The following is a 17,060-nucleotide window of genomic DNA, read 5'->3' on the forward strand; positions in this document are numbered from 1 at the left end:
GTTAGTTTGGGAACGAAAATCAGAGCGAGTTGGAAGATGGAAGAAGGAGGATGGAAGCTACCGGGCGCTATCCTTGTCAAGGTTCCAAACCTTGACAAGGATAGCGATAAACTATCTGGTAGCTATTATTTCTACTTCAATAGCTTCACTCTTCCATCCTCCTGCTTCCATCCATCAATTCTTCAATTTTAGGCAGATTAATCAAATATATTATTTTTTACATTTATTTTTTTATGATTTTAAAACAATCTTTTTTATAAATTTAGCTACCCAATTATATTAAACACATACGATGAGGTTTGAACTTTATACAGAAGAAAGCGACGACAGAGCGGTGTATATCACCGGAAATTTCAACAACTGGAACCCCAGAGACCGCAATTATCAGCTTAAACAGCTGGATCCACACTCCTACTTTATAGAAATAGATGACCAGGTTCTTCCGGACACGGTAGAATACAAATTCACCAAAGGAGGCTGGGAAAATGTAGAACTGGATAAATACGGAAGTATTACCCCCAACCGCAAAGCGCAAAAAACAGCAGGAAAAACATCTGACAGTATTGAAAAGTGGAGACTCAACTGGGGTCCGTTCAAAAAAGAGTTTTTTCCGATCGCTGAAGTTATTTCGGAGGAATTTTATATTCCGCAGCTGGAACGTTACCGCAAGATATGGGCTGTACTCCCCTATGATTATTATGTATCGGACAAAAGCTACCCAGTCCTCTATCTTCAGGATGCCCAGAATCTTTTCAATGAAGGAAGCGGCTACGGCAACTGGGAAATCGACAAAAAGCTGTCTATCCTTGCCGAATACGGGCGTGGTGACGTTATTATTATCGCAATAGAACATGGGAGCGAGGAACGCATCAATGAGTATATTTTTGATAATGACAATGTAGCAAACGGCTCTGAAGGAAAAAAATACATCCGCTTCATTACGGATACCTTAAAACCTTTTGTGGATGAACACTACCGCACAAAGAAAGACCGGGAGAATACGGGGATTGGGGGTAGCTCTTTAGGTGCACTGATCAGCATTTACAGCGGATTCTTATATCCTGAAGTATATTCCAAGCTTCTGATCTTCTCACCATCACTTTGGGTGGAACCTAATAATAACTTCCCTATGATGAGCTTCAGGGTGCCTTTCAAAACAAAGATCTACCTCTACGGAGGCGGCCAGGAAGGTTCTAAAATGGTAAAAAGAATCCATGTTTTTGAAGAGTATCTGAAGCGTTGGGAAAAGAAAAATCTTTTTGATTTTGAATTCAGGACCAGCATCAACCCGGAAGGTACACACAGTGAGTTCTACTGGTCTCAGGAGTTTCCGAGAGCTATTGAATGGCTGTTTTATGACAATACGGAAAACCCGGTAGAAGTAAAGCCACAGCAACAGAGTATTAAAAATTAAACTTATGAAATTAATCAACAAAAAAAATAAAAACTATACCCAGATCTTTCAGCTTTTCACCGAAGAAGCCTGGGAAAAAGCAAGAAAAAAGCACCATAAAAATCTTGCTACCCTGTTTTCCGGAAAAAAAAATGAAGTTTTTATCCAGGCAGATGAAGACAGCATTATTTATATGATCGGGTTAGGAAAATCAACCCTGCAGAATTTTGAAATCCAGCAGGTAGCCGTTAAATTCTCCCAGACCCAGAAAGATAAACTTCAGACTACTCCGACCCTCGTACTGGCAGATTTCATGAATGAAAAACAGTTTGAAGAATTTATCAAAGGATTGCTGCTGGGAACTTACACCTATCCTTTTGATCGAAAGCATGCGTTCTGGAATCCTCAGTTTGAAATTCATTTTGAAAATTTTAGTCAGAAAAAATTAGATGCCGTCCTTTCAAAAGCGGAAGCACTGACCAATGGGCAAACCGCGTGTCAGGAATGGCTGAATAAGCCTGCCAATCTTAAAAAGCCTGATATCTTAAGTTCATATTTAAAAAATTTAGCCAAAAAATATGATTTTAAATATACGGTCTTCAACAGAAAAAAATGTGAAGAGCTGGGACTTGGAGCTTACCTGTCGGTCAATCAGGGAAGTGCTTATGATGCCGCTTTCACAATCATCGAATATAAAACTTCCGTTAAGAATGCTAAAACATTTGGACTGGTAGGAAAATGTGTTCTTTTTGACACAGGAGGTATTTCACTGAAAGACCATACCAATATGCATTATATGAAATCTGACATGGGTGGCGCCACAGCGGTTATCGGAGCCTTGATCTATGCCGCAGAAATGAATCTTCCCGTAAATATTGTGGCAGTGCTTCCTATCACAGACAATGCCATTTCTGAAAAGGCTTTCCTGCCGAGCGACGTCATTACAGCATATAACGGAAAAACCATTGAGGTTCTCAATACCGATGCGGAAGGCAGAATGATCCTTGCAGACGGCCTGTCTTATCTTGCCAAAAATTACAAGACGGATTTTCTTATCGATCTTGCTACCCTTACCGGAAGCTCCGTGAGAATGTTCGGGGATACCTGCGGTGCGATGTTTTCAAATAATGAAGAATTGAAAAACCGGTTAATAAAAACCGGAGACCAAACCAATCAGAGGGTCTGGAACCTGCCTTTATGGGACATCTGGAAAGATGACATCCAGTCTGATGTGGCCGACCTTAAGAACATCTCCATGAAGCCTATCGGGGACTGTATTATTGCCGCCAAATTTCTCGAACAGTTTACAGAAAACCACCCAAAATGGGCCCATCTGGATATTGCAGGGGTTGCCTTTGGAAGTATGGGATATGCTAAGGAAAAAGCAGCAACCGGCTATGGAGTACAATTACTGGCCGATTTAATTGAAAATTATCAGTAAAAATTAGTTTTTTACAAAATTTCTCTGTATACTTGAGTGTACATTTTCAAAAACGCATGTTATTTCTATTTTTAACATTAATTAATCAATAGAAATTTGCTTTTATTTTTGATAATTTACTAAAAATTAAAAAACATTATATGGAGGAGAAAATCATAGTGTGTATTTCATGCTATTATAAGGGCTATGACTTCATGGATGAAATGAAGAAGCTCGGTAATAAAATTATTTTGGTCACCTCGGAAAGCCTGAAAGAAAAAAACTGGCCGTGGCATGCTATTGACGAGGTATTTTATATGGCTGAATTAAGACCGTCGGTCTGGAATCTGGAACATCTCATCCAGGGATTCTCTCATCTTATGAAAACCAGAAAAGTAGATGCCGTAGTGGCACTGGATGACTATGATGTGGAAAAAGCAGCACTCATCAGGGAAACTTTCCGCATTCCGGGGATGGGGCAAACTACCCACCGGTACTTCAGAGACAAGCTGGCTATGCGCCAGAAAGCGAAAGATTCGGGGATCAGTGTCCCGGAATTTACCGCTGTTTTTAATAATGATGAAGTCAACAGCTTTGTAGATAAAGTTCCGGCTCCGTGGGTATTGAAACCACGATCGGAAGCATCCGCATCAGGAATAAAAAAGTTTTCTTCCAAAGATGAACTCTGGGACGAGCTGGAAGCCTTGGGTGACGAAAGACACCTGTTTTTACTGGAAAGCTTTAAACCGGGAGATGTTTATCATGTAGACAGCCTGACATTCAATAAAGAAATTGTGTTCACATCAGCCTCCAAATATCTTGCTCCCCCTATGCAGGTTTCTCATGAAGGCGGTGTATTCCGATCAAAAACATTAGGAAGATATTCTGAAGAATTCAAAGCCCTGGATGAAGCGAATACCAAAGTTCTGTCCAGTTTCGGACTGCTTAACGGAGCCACCCACACCGAATTTATCCGCGGAAAAGCAGACGGGAAATGGTATTTCCTGGAAACCTCCTCCAGAGTGGGAGGTGCGCATATTCCGGACCTCGTGGAAGCATCCAGCAACATTAATATCTGGCGAGAGTGGGCCAGAATTGAAGACGCTCTGCTTCGTGGAAACCATTATGAAACAGCTAAGCCTACCGGCTATTATTCCGGTCTGATCGTAGCCCTGATCAAAGACAAAGAGCCCGACTACAGCACCTTTGAAAGTGAAGAAGTAGTGAAGTTCCTTCCCATTGATCATCACGTAGGAATTGTTTACAAATCAAGCGATCCGGAAGTGATCCAGGAAAGGCTCGACAGTGCTGCCGAAAAAATACAGGCTGACATGCTGAATATCCTTCCGCCCAAAACAAACCTTACTAAATTAAAAAAACCATAACAAAAGCAATACATCAATGCCGCATATAGAACATACAGATTATTACTCAAATATATTAGGAACAAGCCTTAAAGTAGAAGTTACGGGACATTACGGACATCCCATCATTATGTTTCCTACTTCTCAGGGCCAGTACACTCAAAATCATGATTTCCACCTTAACGGAAGCATCAACTGGTTTATAGAACAGGGGAAAGTGAAGCTTTACAATGTTCAGACCATCGACGGCTGGAGTTTTTATGATGACAAGATTTCGCCTCAGAGCAGAATAAAAAATTATGAACTGTATGTGCAGTTCCTGATTCAGGAATTTGTACCGTACATCCAGAAGATCCACAAAACCCACCGTGTAGCTGTGGCCGGAGCAAGCTTTGGCGGATATCATGCAGCCAATTTTGCATTCAGGTTTCCGGATGTGGTTTCCCATCTGTTTTGCCTTTCGGGAGCATTCAGCATAAGAAATTTCATGGACGGATATTCGGATGAGCTGGTATATTTCAATTGTCCGAGGGAATTTGTAAGGAATGATGAAGCCTGGAAATACAAGCATATGCACATTGTTCTGAGCACCTCTGATCAGGATATCTGCAAAGATAAAAATATTGAAATGGCAGAAATACTGAGTGTAAAAGGGATTGACTTCTGGTATGACGAAAGAAAATGGATCAATCATGACTGGCCGTTATGGAGAATGGTATTTCCGACATTTATCGGTACATTTTTTTCTTAAAAAACTGTACATTTAATAACACAAATTAATTATACACACACCAATTTTAAAAACAAAAATTATGGCAAAAAAAGTGGGAATTCTATTCGGTATGGAAGATACGTTTCCTTGGGCATTTATCGATAAGGTGAACGAGCTGGGCGGCGGAGAAGTTGTTGCTGAAGCAGTAAATATCGACAAACTTGAGCAGGGTGCTGATTATGGGTATGCGGTGATTATCGACAGAATTTCACAGGATGTTCCTTTCTACAGAGCGTATCTTAAAAATGCAGCGCTTAACGGCACTTATGTTATCAATAACCCGTTCTGGTGGAGTGCAGATGAAAAGTTTTTCAATAATGCATTAATGACAAAACTGGGAATTCCGCTTCCTAAGACGGTATTGCTGCCTTCACACGAAAGGCCTACGGATACTTCAGAAACATCGTTCAGAAACCTGAAATTCCCTCACGATTGGGAATATATTTTTAACTATGTCGGTTTTCCCGCTTATATGAAACCTCATGACGGCGGCGGATGGAAAAGCGTATACCGTGTGGAAAATCCGGAAGACCTTTGGGATAAATTAAGCGAAACCGAACAGCTGGTAATGATGGTGCAGGAAGAAATTGTTTTTGACGATTACTACAGGGTGTATTGTCTGGGTAAAAAATATGTCCACATTATGCCTTACGAACCGCGTAACCCTCATCACCTGAGATATGCCACCACGCATCAGACCCAGGGAGAAGATCTTGAAAAACTGCTGAAAACAATTCATGACTATACCATAAAAATGAATGAAGCGCTTGGCTATGATTTCAATACCGTAGAGTTTGCGATCAGAGACGGGATTCCGTATGCAATAGATTTCTGTAATCCTGCTCCTGATGCTGATAAAAACTCTGTAGGTGAAGAAAACTTTGCATGGATTGTAGAGCATGCTGCTAAGCTTGCCATTGAAAAAGCTAAAGAATACGTTCCCGGAACGCCTAATATTTCCTGGGGTACGTTTGTAAAAGACTCCGTAAAATAACCTTTGAAAAAAATAAAAAAACACGAAAAAAAAATGCATCAATTTACTATTGGAATCGAAGAAGAATATCAGATCATTGATGTTGAAAGCAGAGACTTAATATCTCATGTTTCCAAAATCATTGAAGGCGGTAAAGCGGTTTTAAGTGAGAATTTAAAGCACGAAATGCATGAATCCATGATTGAAATGGAAACCGGCATCTGCCAGAATATTAAAGAAGCCAGAGCCGAACTGACCAACCTGAGAAGACATCTGATCAATACCGCCCATGAACAGGGACTTCGGGTATCAGGAGGCGGAACCCATCCTTTTTCGAACTGGGAACATAATACGATCACGAACGGTGAACGTTACAACAAAATTGTAGATGATATGGGAGATGTTGCCCGCGGAAATTTGATTTTCGGGCTTCACGTTCATATCGGAATTCCCAACCGTGAAGAAGGCGTAAGAATTCAGAATGTGATGCGTTATTTCCTTCCGCACGTTTATGCGCTTTCAACCAATTCCCCTTTCTGGATAGGAAGAAATACAGGTTTCAAATCGTACAGACAGGAAATTTTTGTCAAGTTTCCAAGGACAGGTATCCCAAGTTATTTCAATTCATTAGCTGAATTTGACAGCTATGTAGACCTTCTTGTAAAAACCGGAACCATTGACAATGCCAAGAAAATCTGGTGGGATCTGCGGGTCCATCCGTTCTACCCTACGATTGAGTTCAGGATTTGTGATATGCCTTTAAGGATAGACGAAACGGTTTGTATGGCGGCCATTATGCAAAGTTTAGTCGCGAAAATCTATAAACTTCACCAGCAGAACTTAAGTTTCAGAAGCTACAGAAGATTATTGCTGAACGAAAACAAATGGAGAGCATCCAAAAGCGGTATTGAAGCCCATCTGATTGATTTCGGGAAAGAGGAATCCGTTCCTTATCCGCATCTTCTTAAGGAATTACTGGAATTCATTGATGATGTGGTGGATGAACTCGACTGCAGAAAAGAAGTGGAATATGCCTGGACCATTCTGGAAAACGGAACAGGAGCCGACAGACAGCTTAAAGTTTTCCGTGAGACCGGCGATCTTACCAAAGTAGTAGACTATATGATCTCTGAAACAGAGTATGGCATAACACATGAAGGAAACGCTTCATAATATTTTTGGTAACTTTGCAAAAAATATGAAGTAGTATGAAAGATATTCGAATTGCATTGATTGACATGAACAACAACCATGTGAATCAAGGCTTTAGAAATATTAAAGAGATCTCGGAAGCATTCCAGCAAAGCTCTGAGGAAAATGTAATTATTGAAACATTTGACGTAAGGTTCAAAAATGAAATGCCTGACATCAATGATTTCGATATCTTTATTTCTTCAGGCGGACCGGGGAATCCACACCGGGAAGGTCTTGAATGGGAAGAACGCTATGCCGCTTTTCTGGATGGTGTCCTGGAGCACAACCAGTATCATGAAGATAAAAAATACCTGTTCCTGATCTGCCATTCATTCCAATTGGCAAGCATTCACTGGAAACTGGGAAATATCTGCAAAAGAAGATCCTATTCTTTCGGAGTAATGCCGGTTCACAAAACGGAAGAAGGCGAGCAGGAGTTTTTATTCAAAAATCTTCAGGACCCTTTCTACGCGGTAGATTCCAGGGCGTATCAATTTATTGAGCCGGATATGGCACGTTTTGAAGAACTGGGAATGAAAATCACGGCTATTGAGAAATTCAGACCGCATATCAACCTGGAAAGAGCGGTTATGGCCGTACGGTTTTCAGATGAAATATTCGGAACCCAGTTTCATCCGGAAGCTGATCCAAAAGGCATGATTGAAAATCTTAAGGACGAGAAAAATAAAGAAGCGATGATCGAGAACTTCGGAATGGAGAAATATCTTGAAACCGTAGACAGAATTGACGATGAAGACAAGATCATCCTTACCAGAAGCCAGATCCTGCCGAGATTCCTTCAATCCGCAAAAAAAAACATCTTGAAGGGATGTGAGGTTTTAGCTTAAAGAAAAAACGTGAAATTATAATATAAACCACAAAAGACACAAAAGATTTAAACACTTATGTAAAATAAGCAATGATTCTAATCGAAGAGAAGAACACTTAAGAATTTGAAAATCTTTGATTTTCATCTTATGTGACCTTTTTTACACAGGATTATTTTAAACCAGCTTAAGTGACCTAAAGTGTTTAAATCTTTTGTGCCTTTTGTGGTAAAAATTATTCGGTTTTTATATTAATATTTTATTCCGGAATTACGTTAAAACAATAAAAAACAATTAAATCGGGCAGAAATGCTCGATTTTTTAAAATCAAATCACAAAGAAAAAATATGATCCCGAAATACAGAAAACAGTTCAATCAGGAGTTTTCACAGGAAAAATACAGCCAGCTTAAAGAATCCCTGGCACAAAAAGGAGGCATAGAACCGGCCTTCAGAATTTCAGAAAGCCCACTTTTCCTTACGAATGAGTTTAAAAACAAACTTCTGGATGCCAGCGAAAGCATTATAGACCAGATTAAAGAACTTCCTGCTGAAGTCCTCTATAAAGCTGTTCCCGATAACTGCAGGGTTCTCAATGATACCTGTCAGCCCCACTTTTTCACCATTGATTTCGGCATCTGCCGCAGCGATAACGGAGCAATTGAGCCACAGCTTATAGAGCTTCAGGCCTTTCCGTCTCTGTATGCCTTTCAAAAGACTTTTGAGGATACGTTCTGCGAGGTGTATCCTTTTCTTTCGGAAATTAAAAACAAAATGCCCCATGATGATTTTAAAAATCATTTAAAAAAACTGATCATAGGGGAAGAAAACCCTCAACATGTTATCCTGCTTGAAATATTTCCTGAGAAACAGAAAACAGCCATTGATTTCGCCTTAACGGAGAAATTATTAGGAATTAAAACCGTATGTCTGACCAAAGTGAAAAAAGAAGGCAAAAAATTATTCTATGAAAACGATGGAAAGCCTACTGAAATCAAAAGAATCTACAACCGTGTGATTTTTGATGAGCTGGACAGGATTCCCGACTTAAAAGCAGGCTTTGATTTCCGTGACGAACTTGATGTACAATGGATCACCCACCCTAACTGGTTCTTTAAGATCTCAAAGTACCTTCTTCCGATGCTGAATCATCAGTTTGTTCCGAAAAGCTACTTTCTCCACGAGTTTCCGGACACTGAAAACCTTGAAAATTTTGTACTGAAACCTTTATTTTCATTTGCCGGAAGCGGAGTAAATCTGAACCCAACAAGAGAAATTACGGAAGCTATTGAAGATAAAGAAAATTATATTCTGCAGCGAAAAGTAAACTACGAACCGATCTTTGAAGATATCAACGGAGAATTTTCAAAAGCGGAAATCCGCCTTCTCTATATCTGGCATGAAAATGAAGACCGTCCCGTTCTCCTTGAAAACCTGGGAAGAATGACCAAAGCTGCGATGGTGAATGTGGATTTTAACAAAAAAGATGCGATCTGGATTGGAAGTTCCAATGCGTTTTTTGCGGAGGAATAATTTTTTATTTTAAATCTCTCGCGGATTAAGCAGATCCGGCAGATTTAATCTATGGTTTGTTGGAAAACGCTAAGGCGCAAGGGTTTTTACAAATAAACTGTTTTAGGGCGCTAGAAAATCAAAGATTTTCAGCAAAGACAGATGTGATGAATAAGGTTACTTGATTCCTTGGATTGACGGCGGTATACAATTTTATCGAAGATAAAATCCTTGCGCCTTAACAGCAGAAAGCAGATAAAAAATTAGCGTCTTTGCGTTTTTCCAATATGTTTATGTAAAATCTTTCGCAGATTGAGCTGATGATGCAGATTTAATGCATAAAAACATTTGACGGATCTGCTTAATCCGCGAGAGAAAAAACAAAAACGGCTGAAAAATTCAGCCGTTTTTTATGTTTATTTATTGAGTTTATGAATTTTTATCATCTTCAAGGAGTTCCCGTGCCTGGTATTCCTGTACAAGATCAATGGCATTGGAAATCACGTCACTTAATGCAGTGATGAAGGTTCCGTCTTCAGCCATGCCCATTGCGTGTTTTAAAGCTTCAATTTCTTTTGGAATGATCTCATAGCTTACATCTTTTCCTGAAGACTGCATGCCTTCAATGATCAGTCCGTTGATTTCATCTTCCGTTCTTCCCCGCAGATGCTTTTCATTTCTGATGATGATATGGTCAAACATTCTACCGGCAATTTTCCCACACTCTCTGATATCACCGTCACGCCGGTCGCCTACCCCTGAGATAATTCCTATTTTCTTGGTAGATTCCACATTTTTAAGATAATCTTCGATGGCTTCATATCCTGACGGATTGTGGGCAAAATCAATGAGTACTTTAAAGCTTTTGAATTTAAAAATATTCAGTCTTCCCGGTGTAAGCTGGGCACTTGGAATGAAAGTTCTCAAAGAGTTGGAAATATCTTCAATTCCAAAGCCATACAGATAACTCGCCAAACTTGCTGCCAGCACATTCTCGATCATAAATCTGGCTTTGCCTTCCATTGTAATAGGGAAATCTTTGGCTTTTCCGATCCTGATTTTCCAGTCACCTTTCTTGATGGTTACAAAACCCTCTTCGTACACACAGGTGATCTTTCCTTCTTTGGCAAATTTTACGATATGCGGATTGTTCTCATCCATACTGAAGATTGCAACATTACTGTCAAGATCATTAATGATCTTCATAGAATATTCGTTGTCTGCATTCAGAACGCTCCAGCCGTTTTTCTTTACACTGTCCAGAACCACTCTTTTTACCTTCGTAAGGTCTTTCAGATTATGAATATCATTCAGTCCCAAATGATCTTCTTCAATATTAGTCAAAACCCCGATATCACACTGTGAATATCCTAATCCCGAACGCAGAATCCCTCCTCTGGCAGTTTCCAGAACGGCAAATTCAACGGTAGGATCTTTTAAGACGAATTCAGCAGAAAGCGGTCCGGTAGTATCTCCTTTGGAAAGCATCGTATTCTGGATATAAATCCCGTCGGAAGTAGTGAAGCCTACTCTGTAGCCGTTGCTTTTTACAATATGTGAGATCAGTCGCGTAGTTGTTGTTTTTCCATTGGTTCCGGTTACCGCAATAATCGGGATGGTACAAGGTTTTCCCGGAGGATACAGCATATCCACTACCGGAGCCGCTACGTTTCTCGGAAGACCTTCGCTTGGGGCCAGGTGCATTCTGAATCCCGGTGCAGCATTCACTTCTATAATGGCAGCGCCACTTTCTTTCAGCGGCTGGGTAAGGTTTTCAGCCATAATATCGATACCGCAGACATCCAGACCTATAATTTTGGAAACCCTTTCTGCCATGGTGATATTCTCCGGGTGTACCATGTCCGTAACATCAATGGAGGTTCCTCCGGTAGATAGGTTGGCTGTAGATTTCAGATACACCACTTCTCCTTTCTGGGGTACTGTTTCAAGTGTATACTGCAGCTTGTCAAGAAGCTCCAGCGTATCTTTATCCACCTCTATTTCCGTAAGAACGTTTTCGTGGCCATAGCCTCTTCTCGGATCTTTATTTTCTTTGTCAATTAGCTCCTGAAGATTCAATTCACCATCTCCTACTACGTGGGCTGGTACTCTTCTTGCCGCAGCAACCATTTTATTATTAATCACCAGTACCCTGAAATCATATCCTGTGATGTATTTTTCTACAATTACTTTTTTGGAATATTTCTGGGCATGTTCCAGACCTAATTTTGCAGCTTCCCAATTATTAACATTGATGGATGAGCCTTTTCCATGGTTCCCGTCCAGTGGTTTTAAAACAATCGGATAACCTATTTTTCTGATCACTCCGTTTAAGCCTTCTTCATCCACTACAAGATCGCCTACCGGAACAGGGATTGCCGCATCGTGAAGCATTTTTTTGGTTAATTCTTTATTACAGGCAATATCTACGGCAATAGAACTTGTTTTTCCGGTTATGGTAGCCTGAAAACGCTGCTGATTTACCCCATAACCCAACTGTACCAGGGAATTTGTTCCCAGTCTTATCCATGGGATTTTTCTTGAAACAGCTTCTTCTACAATACTTCCCGTAGAAGGACCAAGACGTACGCGCTCCCTGATCTCCTTTAGCTTCTGGATACAGGCATTCAGATCATATTCTTTATCTTCAATTAAAGCCTGGGCAATTTTTACAGATTCTTCCGCAGCATAAATTCCCGCATTTTCTTCAATATAATTAAAAACTACATTATAAACACCTGGCGACTTTGTTTCACGCGTTCTTCCGAATCCGACATCCATTCCGGCCAGGGTCTGTATTTCCAGGGCGATATGTTCTATGACATGTCCCATCCAGGTTCCTGTTTCAATCCGGTGAAAAAAACCTCCTTCCACTCCCTCTGAGCATCTATGAGTAAATAAAGATGGGATCAGTTTTTCAATCCTTTCCCTAAACCCGTCGATCTTATTGGTAGGATAATTTTCCATTTCCTCAAGATCCAACCTCATCTGAATCAGCTTCTTCCTTCTGATACTCCAGATATTCGGGCCGCGCAGTGCCTGTATCTTCTCAATTTTCATAATCTATTTGTATTTTTATCTGTTAACAATAACTCCTTCAGAAATCAAAGATAATGTAAAAGCCTAAACGAAACTATACCACGCTTAAAGATTTCTCAAGAAAAAATAAGAAAAAATTAACAATCCTAAAACATTAAAAATCAATTTAAAATGTGCTATGAATTTCGCTAAATGTTAATTATTTTTTAAATTTGTGCACTATGATGAAACCCGTTGGAAAACTTATTATTATCGGAGGCGCTGTAAACAAAGGAAGCTTTGCAGAAACCGATTTCGACCAGAATATTGAAAAAAATCTTAACTTTTTTGAAAGAGGGATCTTGCGAAAGATCATAAACGAATCCAAGCACAAGGAGAACTCTGTCATCGAAATTGTTACCACAGCCTCACAAATCCCACAAATTGTAGGGACGGAATATAAAAAAGCATTTGAATTTTTAGGAGCCAAAAATGTAAATATCATTGATATCCACAACCGGGATGAAGCCAATTCTGATGCCATGGCCGCAAGAGCCAATGCCGCTGATGTAGTGATGTTCACTGGAGGGGACCAGCTAAGGCTAACGTCTATCCTTGGCGGTACAAGATTCCACGATACTATTTTACTGAAATACCAGGAACAGGACTTTATATACTCCGGAACTTCTGCCGGTGCTGCTGCGGCTTCTGAAAATATGATCTATCAGGGAAGCAGCTCGGAGTCTCTTTTAAAAGGTGAAATAAAAACCACCCAGGGTCTTGGACTTATCGACAATGTAATTATTGATACCCACTTTGTACAGAGAGGAAGAATCGGGAGACTTTTCCAGGCTGTTGTGAACAATCCGAGAACCTTAGGGATAGGACTTGGTGAAGATACCGGACTTTTCATCCACAATGATGTGATGACTGCAGTAGGATCCGGCCTTGTCATCCTGGTAGACGGAAGATTCATTAAAGATACCAATCTTACCAATATCAATCTAGGAGAACCTATTTCCATTGATAATCTTACGGTTCATGTGATGTCTATGAATGATCATTATGATCTTACCACGAAAAAACTTACGATCGAAAACTCGCAGTTTAACCCGATACCGCAGGATAAATAATGTGAATGGTGAATAGTCAATAGTCAATTATTGAACAGGCATTTCACCATCTGAAATTTTTATCCTTATCTTTAAAATTGATCATTGATTTTTCACAATTGACAGATACAAACTATGAAAATAATCATCCACGGCGGTTTCTTCTCTGAAAGTGATCAGAGCCATGAAGTAAAAACTGCCAAACAGAATTCCCTGAAACAGATTGCCCAAAAGGCTTTTGAATATCTTCAGAATCATTCTGCATTTGAGACTGCTGCTTATGCTGTTTCTTTGCTGGAAGACGATCCGCTGTACAATGCAGGAATAGGTTCGCAGATCCAAAGTGACGGCGTGATCCGGATGAGTGCGGCCATTATGGATGGTGAAACCCAGAAACTGAGTGGAGTAATCAATCTTCAGGAGGTGAAAAATCCAATTTTGGTGGCCAAAGAATTGATTGGGGAAGATGACCGCGTTTTAGGAGGAAAAGGAGCGAAAATCTATGCTTCTGAGCACGGTTTCGAAAATTTCTCCACTGAAATTCCCCAAAGAAGAAAAGAATATGAAGCCAAAATAGCTAACGGAGGAAAAGGTACCGTAGGCTGTGTGGCACTTGATAAAGACGGAAAACTGGCTGTAGCCACTTCTACCGGCGGAAAAGGATTTGAGATTCCCGGAAGAATTTCAGATTCAGCCACGGTGGCGGGAAATTATGCCAACGCCATCTGTGCCGTAAGCTGTACAGGCGTAGGAGAAGATATTGTAAGCAATGCGACAGCCGCCAAGATTGTCACCAGAACCACTGATGGGATGAGCCTTGAACAGGCCTTTAACAAGACTTTTGAGGAACTGAAAACCATCGACGGATTTGCAGGCGCTATTGCCATTGACAAAGACGGAAATATGTATCATCAGGATTCTTATCCTACGATGGTATTTGCAAGTTTTGATGGTGAAGAATTTAAGGTCTTTTCATAATTTTAACATTTTTTTATCATGGTGTCCTAATTTTTTGGCACGCATTTTACATGTTTACCAGTAACAAATTTTAATACACAATTTTAAAAAATAGAAATCATGGGAAACAAAGCAAAAGGTTTATTAGCTCTATTAGGTATTGGTGCTTTAGCATATTGGAAATACAAAAATTCCACTCCTGAAGAAAAGCAGGCAGTAAAAGATAAAATCAATACGGCTAAAGACAATCTGAATAAATGGGGAAATGATATGAAAAATAAAGCGAATGAAGTGGCTTCCCAGGTTCAGAACAAAGTAGATGAAGCTAAAACAAAAGCTGAAGATTCAGTAAGCTAAAATCAGGTTAGTTTTTTTTTAACATTCATATATAGAAAGTCATCACAGTCTCAGGATTGTGATGACTTTTTTTATTTGTGAATGCTTTTATTTTTTTCACGCAAAGGCTGATTCTTGTACTGTATATTCTAAAGAGAGCAAAGGAGCATCAATCTTCGATTGATTTGATTAAGGAAAGTTTTATTAATTTCTTTAAAATACATCATGCAATTTTAAAGCTGGGTTTTACTATTAACGCCTGGTAGTAGCTTCCAGCTCCCTTCTTCCCTCTTCCTGCCTTTTATTTTTTCTTACCTACCAAAGCATATACCATCGGGATTTTATTTCCAAATTGCGGAATTCTCCACTTTCCTTTTTCAAATTCGTCTACGTGACGGAAACAGGGATATGGTGACCAGTCGAATTCCCGGAATACTTCCAGCTCTATTCCATGGCTGATCAGATTCTGGAGAACCTCTGCTAAGGAATGGTTCCACATCACATATTCCTGGACAATATCCGCAGACTGGTCTGCATACGTGCCTTCATAGGTTTCCACAATCGGTTTTTCATTAAAATAATTATAGGCCACCTTCGTAAAATCATCATCAAACATCCAGACTACAGGGTGGAATTCTGCCATGACAAGCCTTCCGCCCGGCTTTAGAAAATGGCTGATCACTCCTGCCCATTTGTCCAGATCAGGAAGCCATCCCACGACTCCGTAACTGGTATACACTATATCAAATTTCTGATCCAGAATATCCGGCAGGCTGTACACATCTGAACAGATAAAATTTGTATCTGTTCCGCATTTCCGGGCGAGATCTTTTGCGGTTTCAATCGCCTTATCAGAGAGATCCACTCCCGTAACATCTGCTCCCATTCTTGAGAGTGAAATAGAATCCTGCCCGAAATGGCACTGCAGGTGCAAAATGGTTTTCCCTTTTATATCTCCCAGCAGGTCGAGTTCTATTGAGTTCAGTGAGCTTCGTCCCTTAAGGAATTCATCTACAAAATAGAAATCTGACTTCAGATGCGGATCTACTTTGGCGTTCCAGGAGTTTTTATTGATTTCAAGATAATTTTCCATGATGGTCTGTTTATTATTTTAATTTTCCCGGAAGTAAAGGAAATACGTCCAGAAGAGCAGTTTCTGAATCGGCTTTTATTTTACGGCAGTCAGATTTCTCCGGGTCTTCATTAATTGTTTTAATGCATGAATTCCGTTGCAGATAGTATTCCGCTGAATAGTCTGCTTCAGAATTTGTATTACTTTTTCTATTTATTTTCGCTTTAACCAGTTTTTGGTTGATGTAATAAAACTGATTGTTGTAGGTATAATCAGCGTCAATTTTTTTCTCAATTTTTATATATTCCGGCTGTCCGGGATTATAAATCAGACTTACAGTGAATACTGTTCTGTCATTCTCTCCGTCTCCAATCCCTGATATGATGGTTTCCTTTTTTAATCTGATGCCGGAATCAAGTAAATGAACCTGATGATCAGTTTCTTTTATATAAGCGTCGTTTTTCTTTTGGTTGGTACAGGAACAGGCCATTATGAGTGTTAACAACAAATGCAAGGGCTTCATTTTCGATTTACTGATCTAGCAGTTTTCTCTTCTGTTCATTAAATTCTTCTTCGCTTAACACTCCGCTTTCCTTTAATCTTCCCAGTTGTTCCAGCTGATCTAAAACGGTAGGTTCGGGTATATTCTGAATGTAATCTTTTGGGCGGGCCATAAAGTCCCTGACTCTTTCACAGAAGAGTTCTGCCTCATATTTTCCAACCCCGTCGATCTCCACAATATTATCTGATACATGAACATCTATGGAACCCAGCATCAATGAGGTTTCATACTGTATGGAACTGACTTTATCATAGGAAAAATCTTCCACTTTTAATCCGTACATAAATTCTTTATCTACAAAAATCAGGCGTCTGTCGGTTGCAACCAGAACAATATGATGGTTGGTGGTTTTATTCCTGCCTTCCACCAGATAAATAATCTTTTCAGTTCTGGAAAGGATTTCGGGAAGTTCACGGATTTCCTTTCTTGCAAAAATAGTAGGACTGATATCCAGTTTTTCGAGTTCTTCTTTTATTTCATCGAGTCTTGACATTTCACTCATAGCAATAGTTTAGGTACCTAAATTACCATTTCTTCCTGAATTTTTTT

15 protein-coding genes are annotated in these 17,060 nt (G+C 39.8%); 11 read left to right on the forward strand and 4 right to left on the reverse strand.

Annotated elements, in window-relative coordinates:
- The first annotated feature begins 292 nt into the window (after positions 1-292).
- The 8 genes from B7E04_RS15505 (at position 293) to B7E04_RS15540 (ending at position 9,475) form a co-directional block, all read left to right on the forward strand.
- Positions 293-1,414 carry an alpha/beta hydrolase-fold protein gene (locus tag B7E04_RS15505; RefSeq protein ID WP_080779436.1) on the forward strand — a complete coding sequence of 374 codons (1,122 nt, stop codon included), beginning with the start codon at positions 293-295 and terminating at the stop codon, positions 1,412-1,414.
- Positions 1,415-1,418: 4 nt separating this feature from the next.
- Positions 1,419-2,834 carry a leucyl aminopeptidase family protein gene (locus B7E04_RS15510; protein ID WP_080779437.1) on the forward strand — a complete coding sequence of 472 codons (1,416 nt, stop codon included), beginning with the start codon at positions 1,419-1,421 and terminating at the stop codon, positions 2,832-2,834.
- Between the two features lie 140 nt (positions 2,835-2,974).
- On the forward strand, positions 2,975-4,198 hold the full coding sequence (locus B7E04_RS15515; RefSeq protein WP_080779438.1) for an ATP-grasp domain-containing protein: 1,224 nt from the start codon (positions 2,975-2,977) through the stop codon (positions 4,196-4,198).
- A 16-nt stretch (positions 4,199-4,214) separates the two neighbouring features.
- Complete coding sequence (locus B7E04_RS15520) at positions 4,215-4,928, forward strand: alpha/beta hydrolase-fold protein (protein ID WP_080779439.1); 714 nt, start codon at positions 4,215-4,217, stop codon at positions 4,926-4,928.
- Between the two features lie 61 nt (positions 4,929-4,989).
- Complete coding sequence (locus B7E04_RS15525) at positions 4,990-5,943, forward strand: ATP-grasp domain-containing protein (RefSeq protein ID WP_062647379.1); 954 nt, start codon at positions 4,990-4,992, stop codon at positions 5,941-5,943.
- A 33-nt stretch (positions 5,944-5,976) separates the two neighbouring features.
- Entirely contained in the window at positions 5,977-7,095 is a 1,119-nt protein-coding gene (locus B7E04_RS15530) for a carboxylate-amine ligase (RefSeq protein WP_080779440.1), read from the forward strand.
- A gap of 35 nt (positions 7,096-7,130) precedes the next feature.
- Positions 7,131-7,964 carry a type 1 glutamine amidotransferase gene (locus B7E04_RS15535; protein ID WP_080779441.1) on the forward strand — a complete coding sequence of 278 codons (834 nt, stop codon included), beginning with the start codon at positions 7,131-7,133 and terminating at the stop codon, positions 7,962-7,964.
- A gap of 326 nt (positions 7,965-8,290) precedes the next feature.
- On the forward strand, positions 8,291-9,475 hold the full coding sequence (locus B7E04_RS15540) for an ATP-grasp domain-containing protein (protein WP_080779442.1): 1,185 nt from the start codon (positions 8,291-8,293) through the stop codon (positions 9,473-9,475).
- Positions 9,476-9,883: 408 nt separating this feature from the next.
- Here B7E04_RS15540 and cphA read toward each other — a convergent pair whose 3' ends face one another.
- Positions 9,884-12,514 carry a cyanophycin synthetase gene (gene cphA / locus B7E04_RS15545; RefSeq protein WP_080779443.1) on the reverse strand — a complete coding sequence of 877 codons (2,631 nt, stop codon included), beginning with the start codon at positions 12,512-12,514 and terminating at the stop codon, positions 9,884-9,886.
- Between the two features lie 203 nt (positions 12,515-12,717).
- Between cphA and B7E04_RS15550 the strand changes: the two genes are divergently transcribed.
- The 3 genes from B7E04_RS15550 (at position 12,718) to B7E04_RS15560 (ending at position 14,898) form a co-directional block, all read left to right on the forward strand.
- Positions 12,718-13,605 carry a cyanophycinase gene (locus B7E04_RS15550; RefSeq protein WP_062650334.1) on the forward strand — a complete coding sequence of 296 codons (888 nt, stop codon included), beginning with the start codon at positions 12,718-12,720 and terminating at the stop codon, positions 13,603-13,605.
- 114 nt (positions 13,606-13,719) lie between these two features.
- Positions 13,720-14,562 carry an isoaspartyl peptidase/L-asparaginase gene (locus tag B7E04_RS15555; RefSeq protein ID WP_080779444.1) on the forward strand — a complete coding sequence of 281 codons (843 nt, stop codon included), beginning with the start codon at positions 13,720-13,722 and terminating at the stop codon, positions 14,560-14,562.
- 99 nt (positions 14,563-14,661) lie between these two features.
- Positions 14,662-14,898, forward strand: coding sequence for a YtxH domain-containing protein (locus tag B7E04_RS15560; RefSeq protein ID WP_062647388.1), 237 nt, complete (start codon positions 14,662-14,664; stop codon positions 14,896-14,898).
- Between the two features lie 280 nt (positions 14,899-15,178).
- Here the strand turns inward: B7E04_RS15560 and B7E04_RS15565 are convergent, their stop codons facing one another.
- The 3 genes from B7E04_RS15565 to B7E04_RS15575 are packed head-to-tail and all read right to left on the reverse strand — an operon-like array spanning position 15,179 to position 17,013.
- On the reverse strand, positions 15,179-15,970 hold the full coding sequence (locus B7E04_RS15565) for a class I SAM-dependent methyltransferase (RefSeq protein WP_080779445.1): 792 nt from the start codon (positions 15,968-15,970) through the stop codon (positions 15,179-15,181).
- Between the two features lie 13 nt (positions 15,971-15,983).
- On the reverse strand, positions 15,984-16,439 hold the full coding sequence (locus tag B7E04_RS15570; RefSeq protein ID WP_080779446.1) for a hypothetical protein: 456 nt from the start codon (positions 16,437-16,439) through the stop codon (positions 15,984-15,986).
- A gap of 40 nt (positions 16,440-16,479) precedes the next feature.
- Positions 16,480-17,013, reverse strand: coding sequence for a PH domain-containing protein (locus B7E04_RS15575; protein ID WP_080780712.1), 534 nt, complete (start codon positions 17,011-17,013; stop codon positions 16,480-16,482).
- Positions 17,014-17,060 lie beyond the last annotated feature (47 nt).

It is taken from the genome of Chryseobacterium phocaeense, assembly GCF_900169075.1.
GTDB lineage: Bacteria > Bacteroidota > Bacteroidia > Flavobacteriales > Weeksellaceae > Chryseobacterium > Chryseobacterium phocaeense.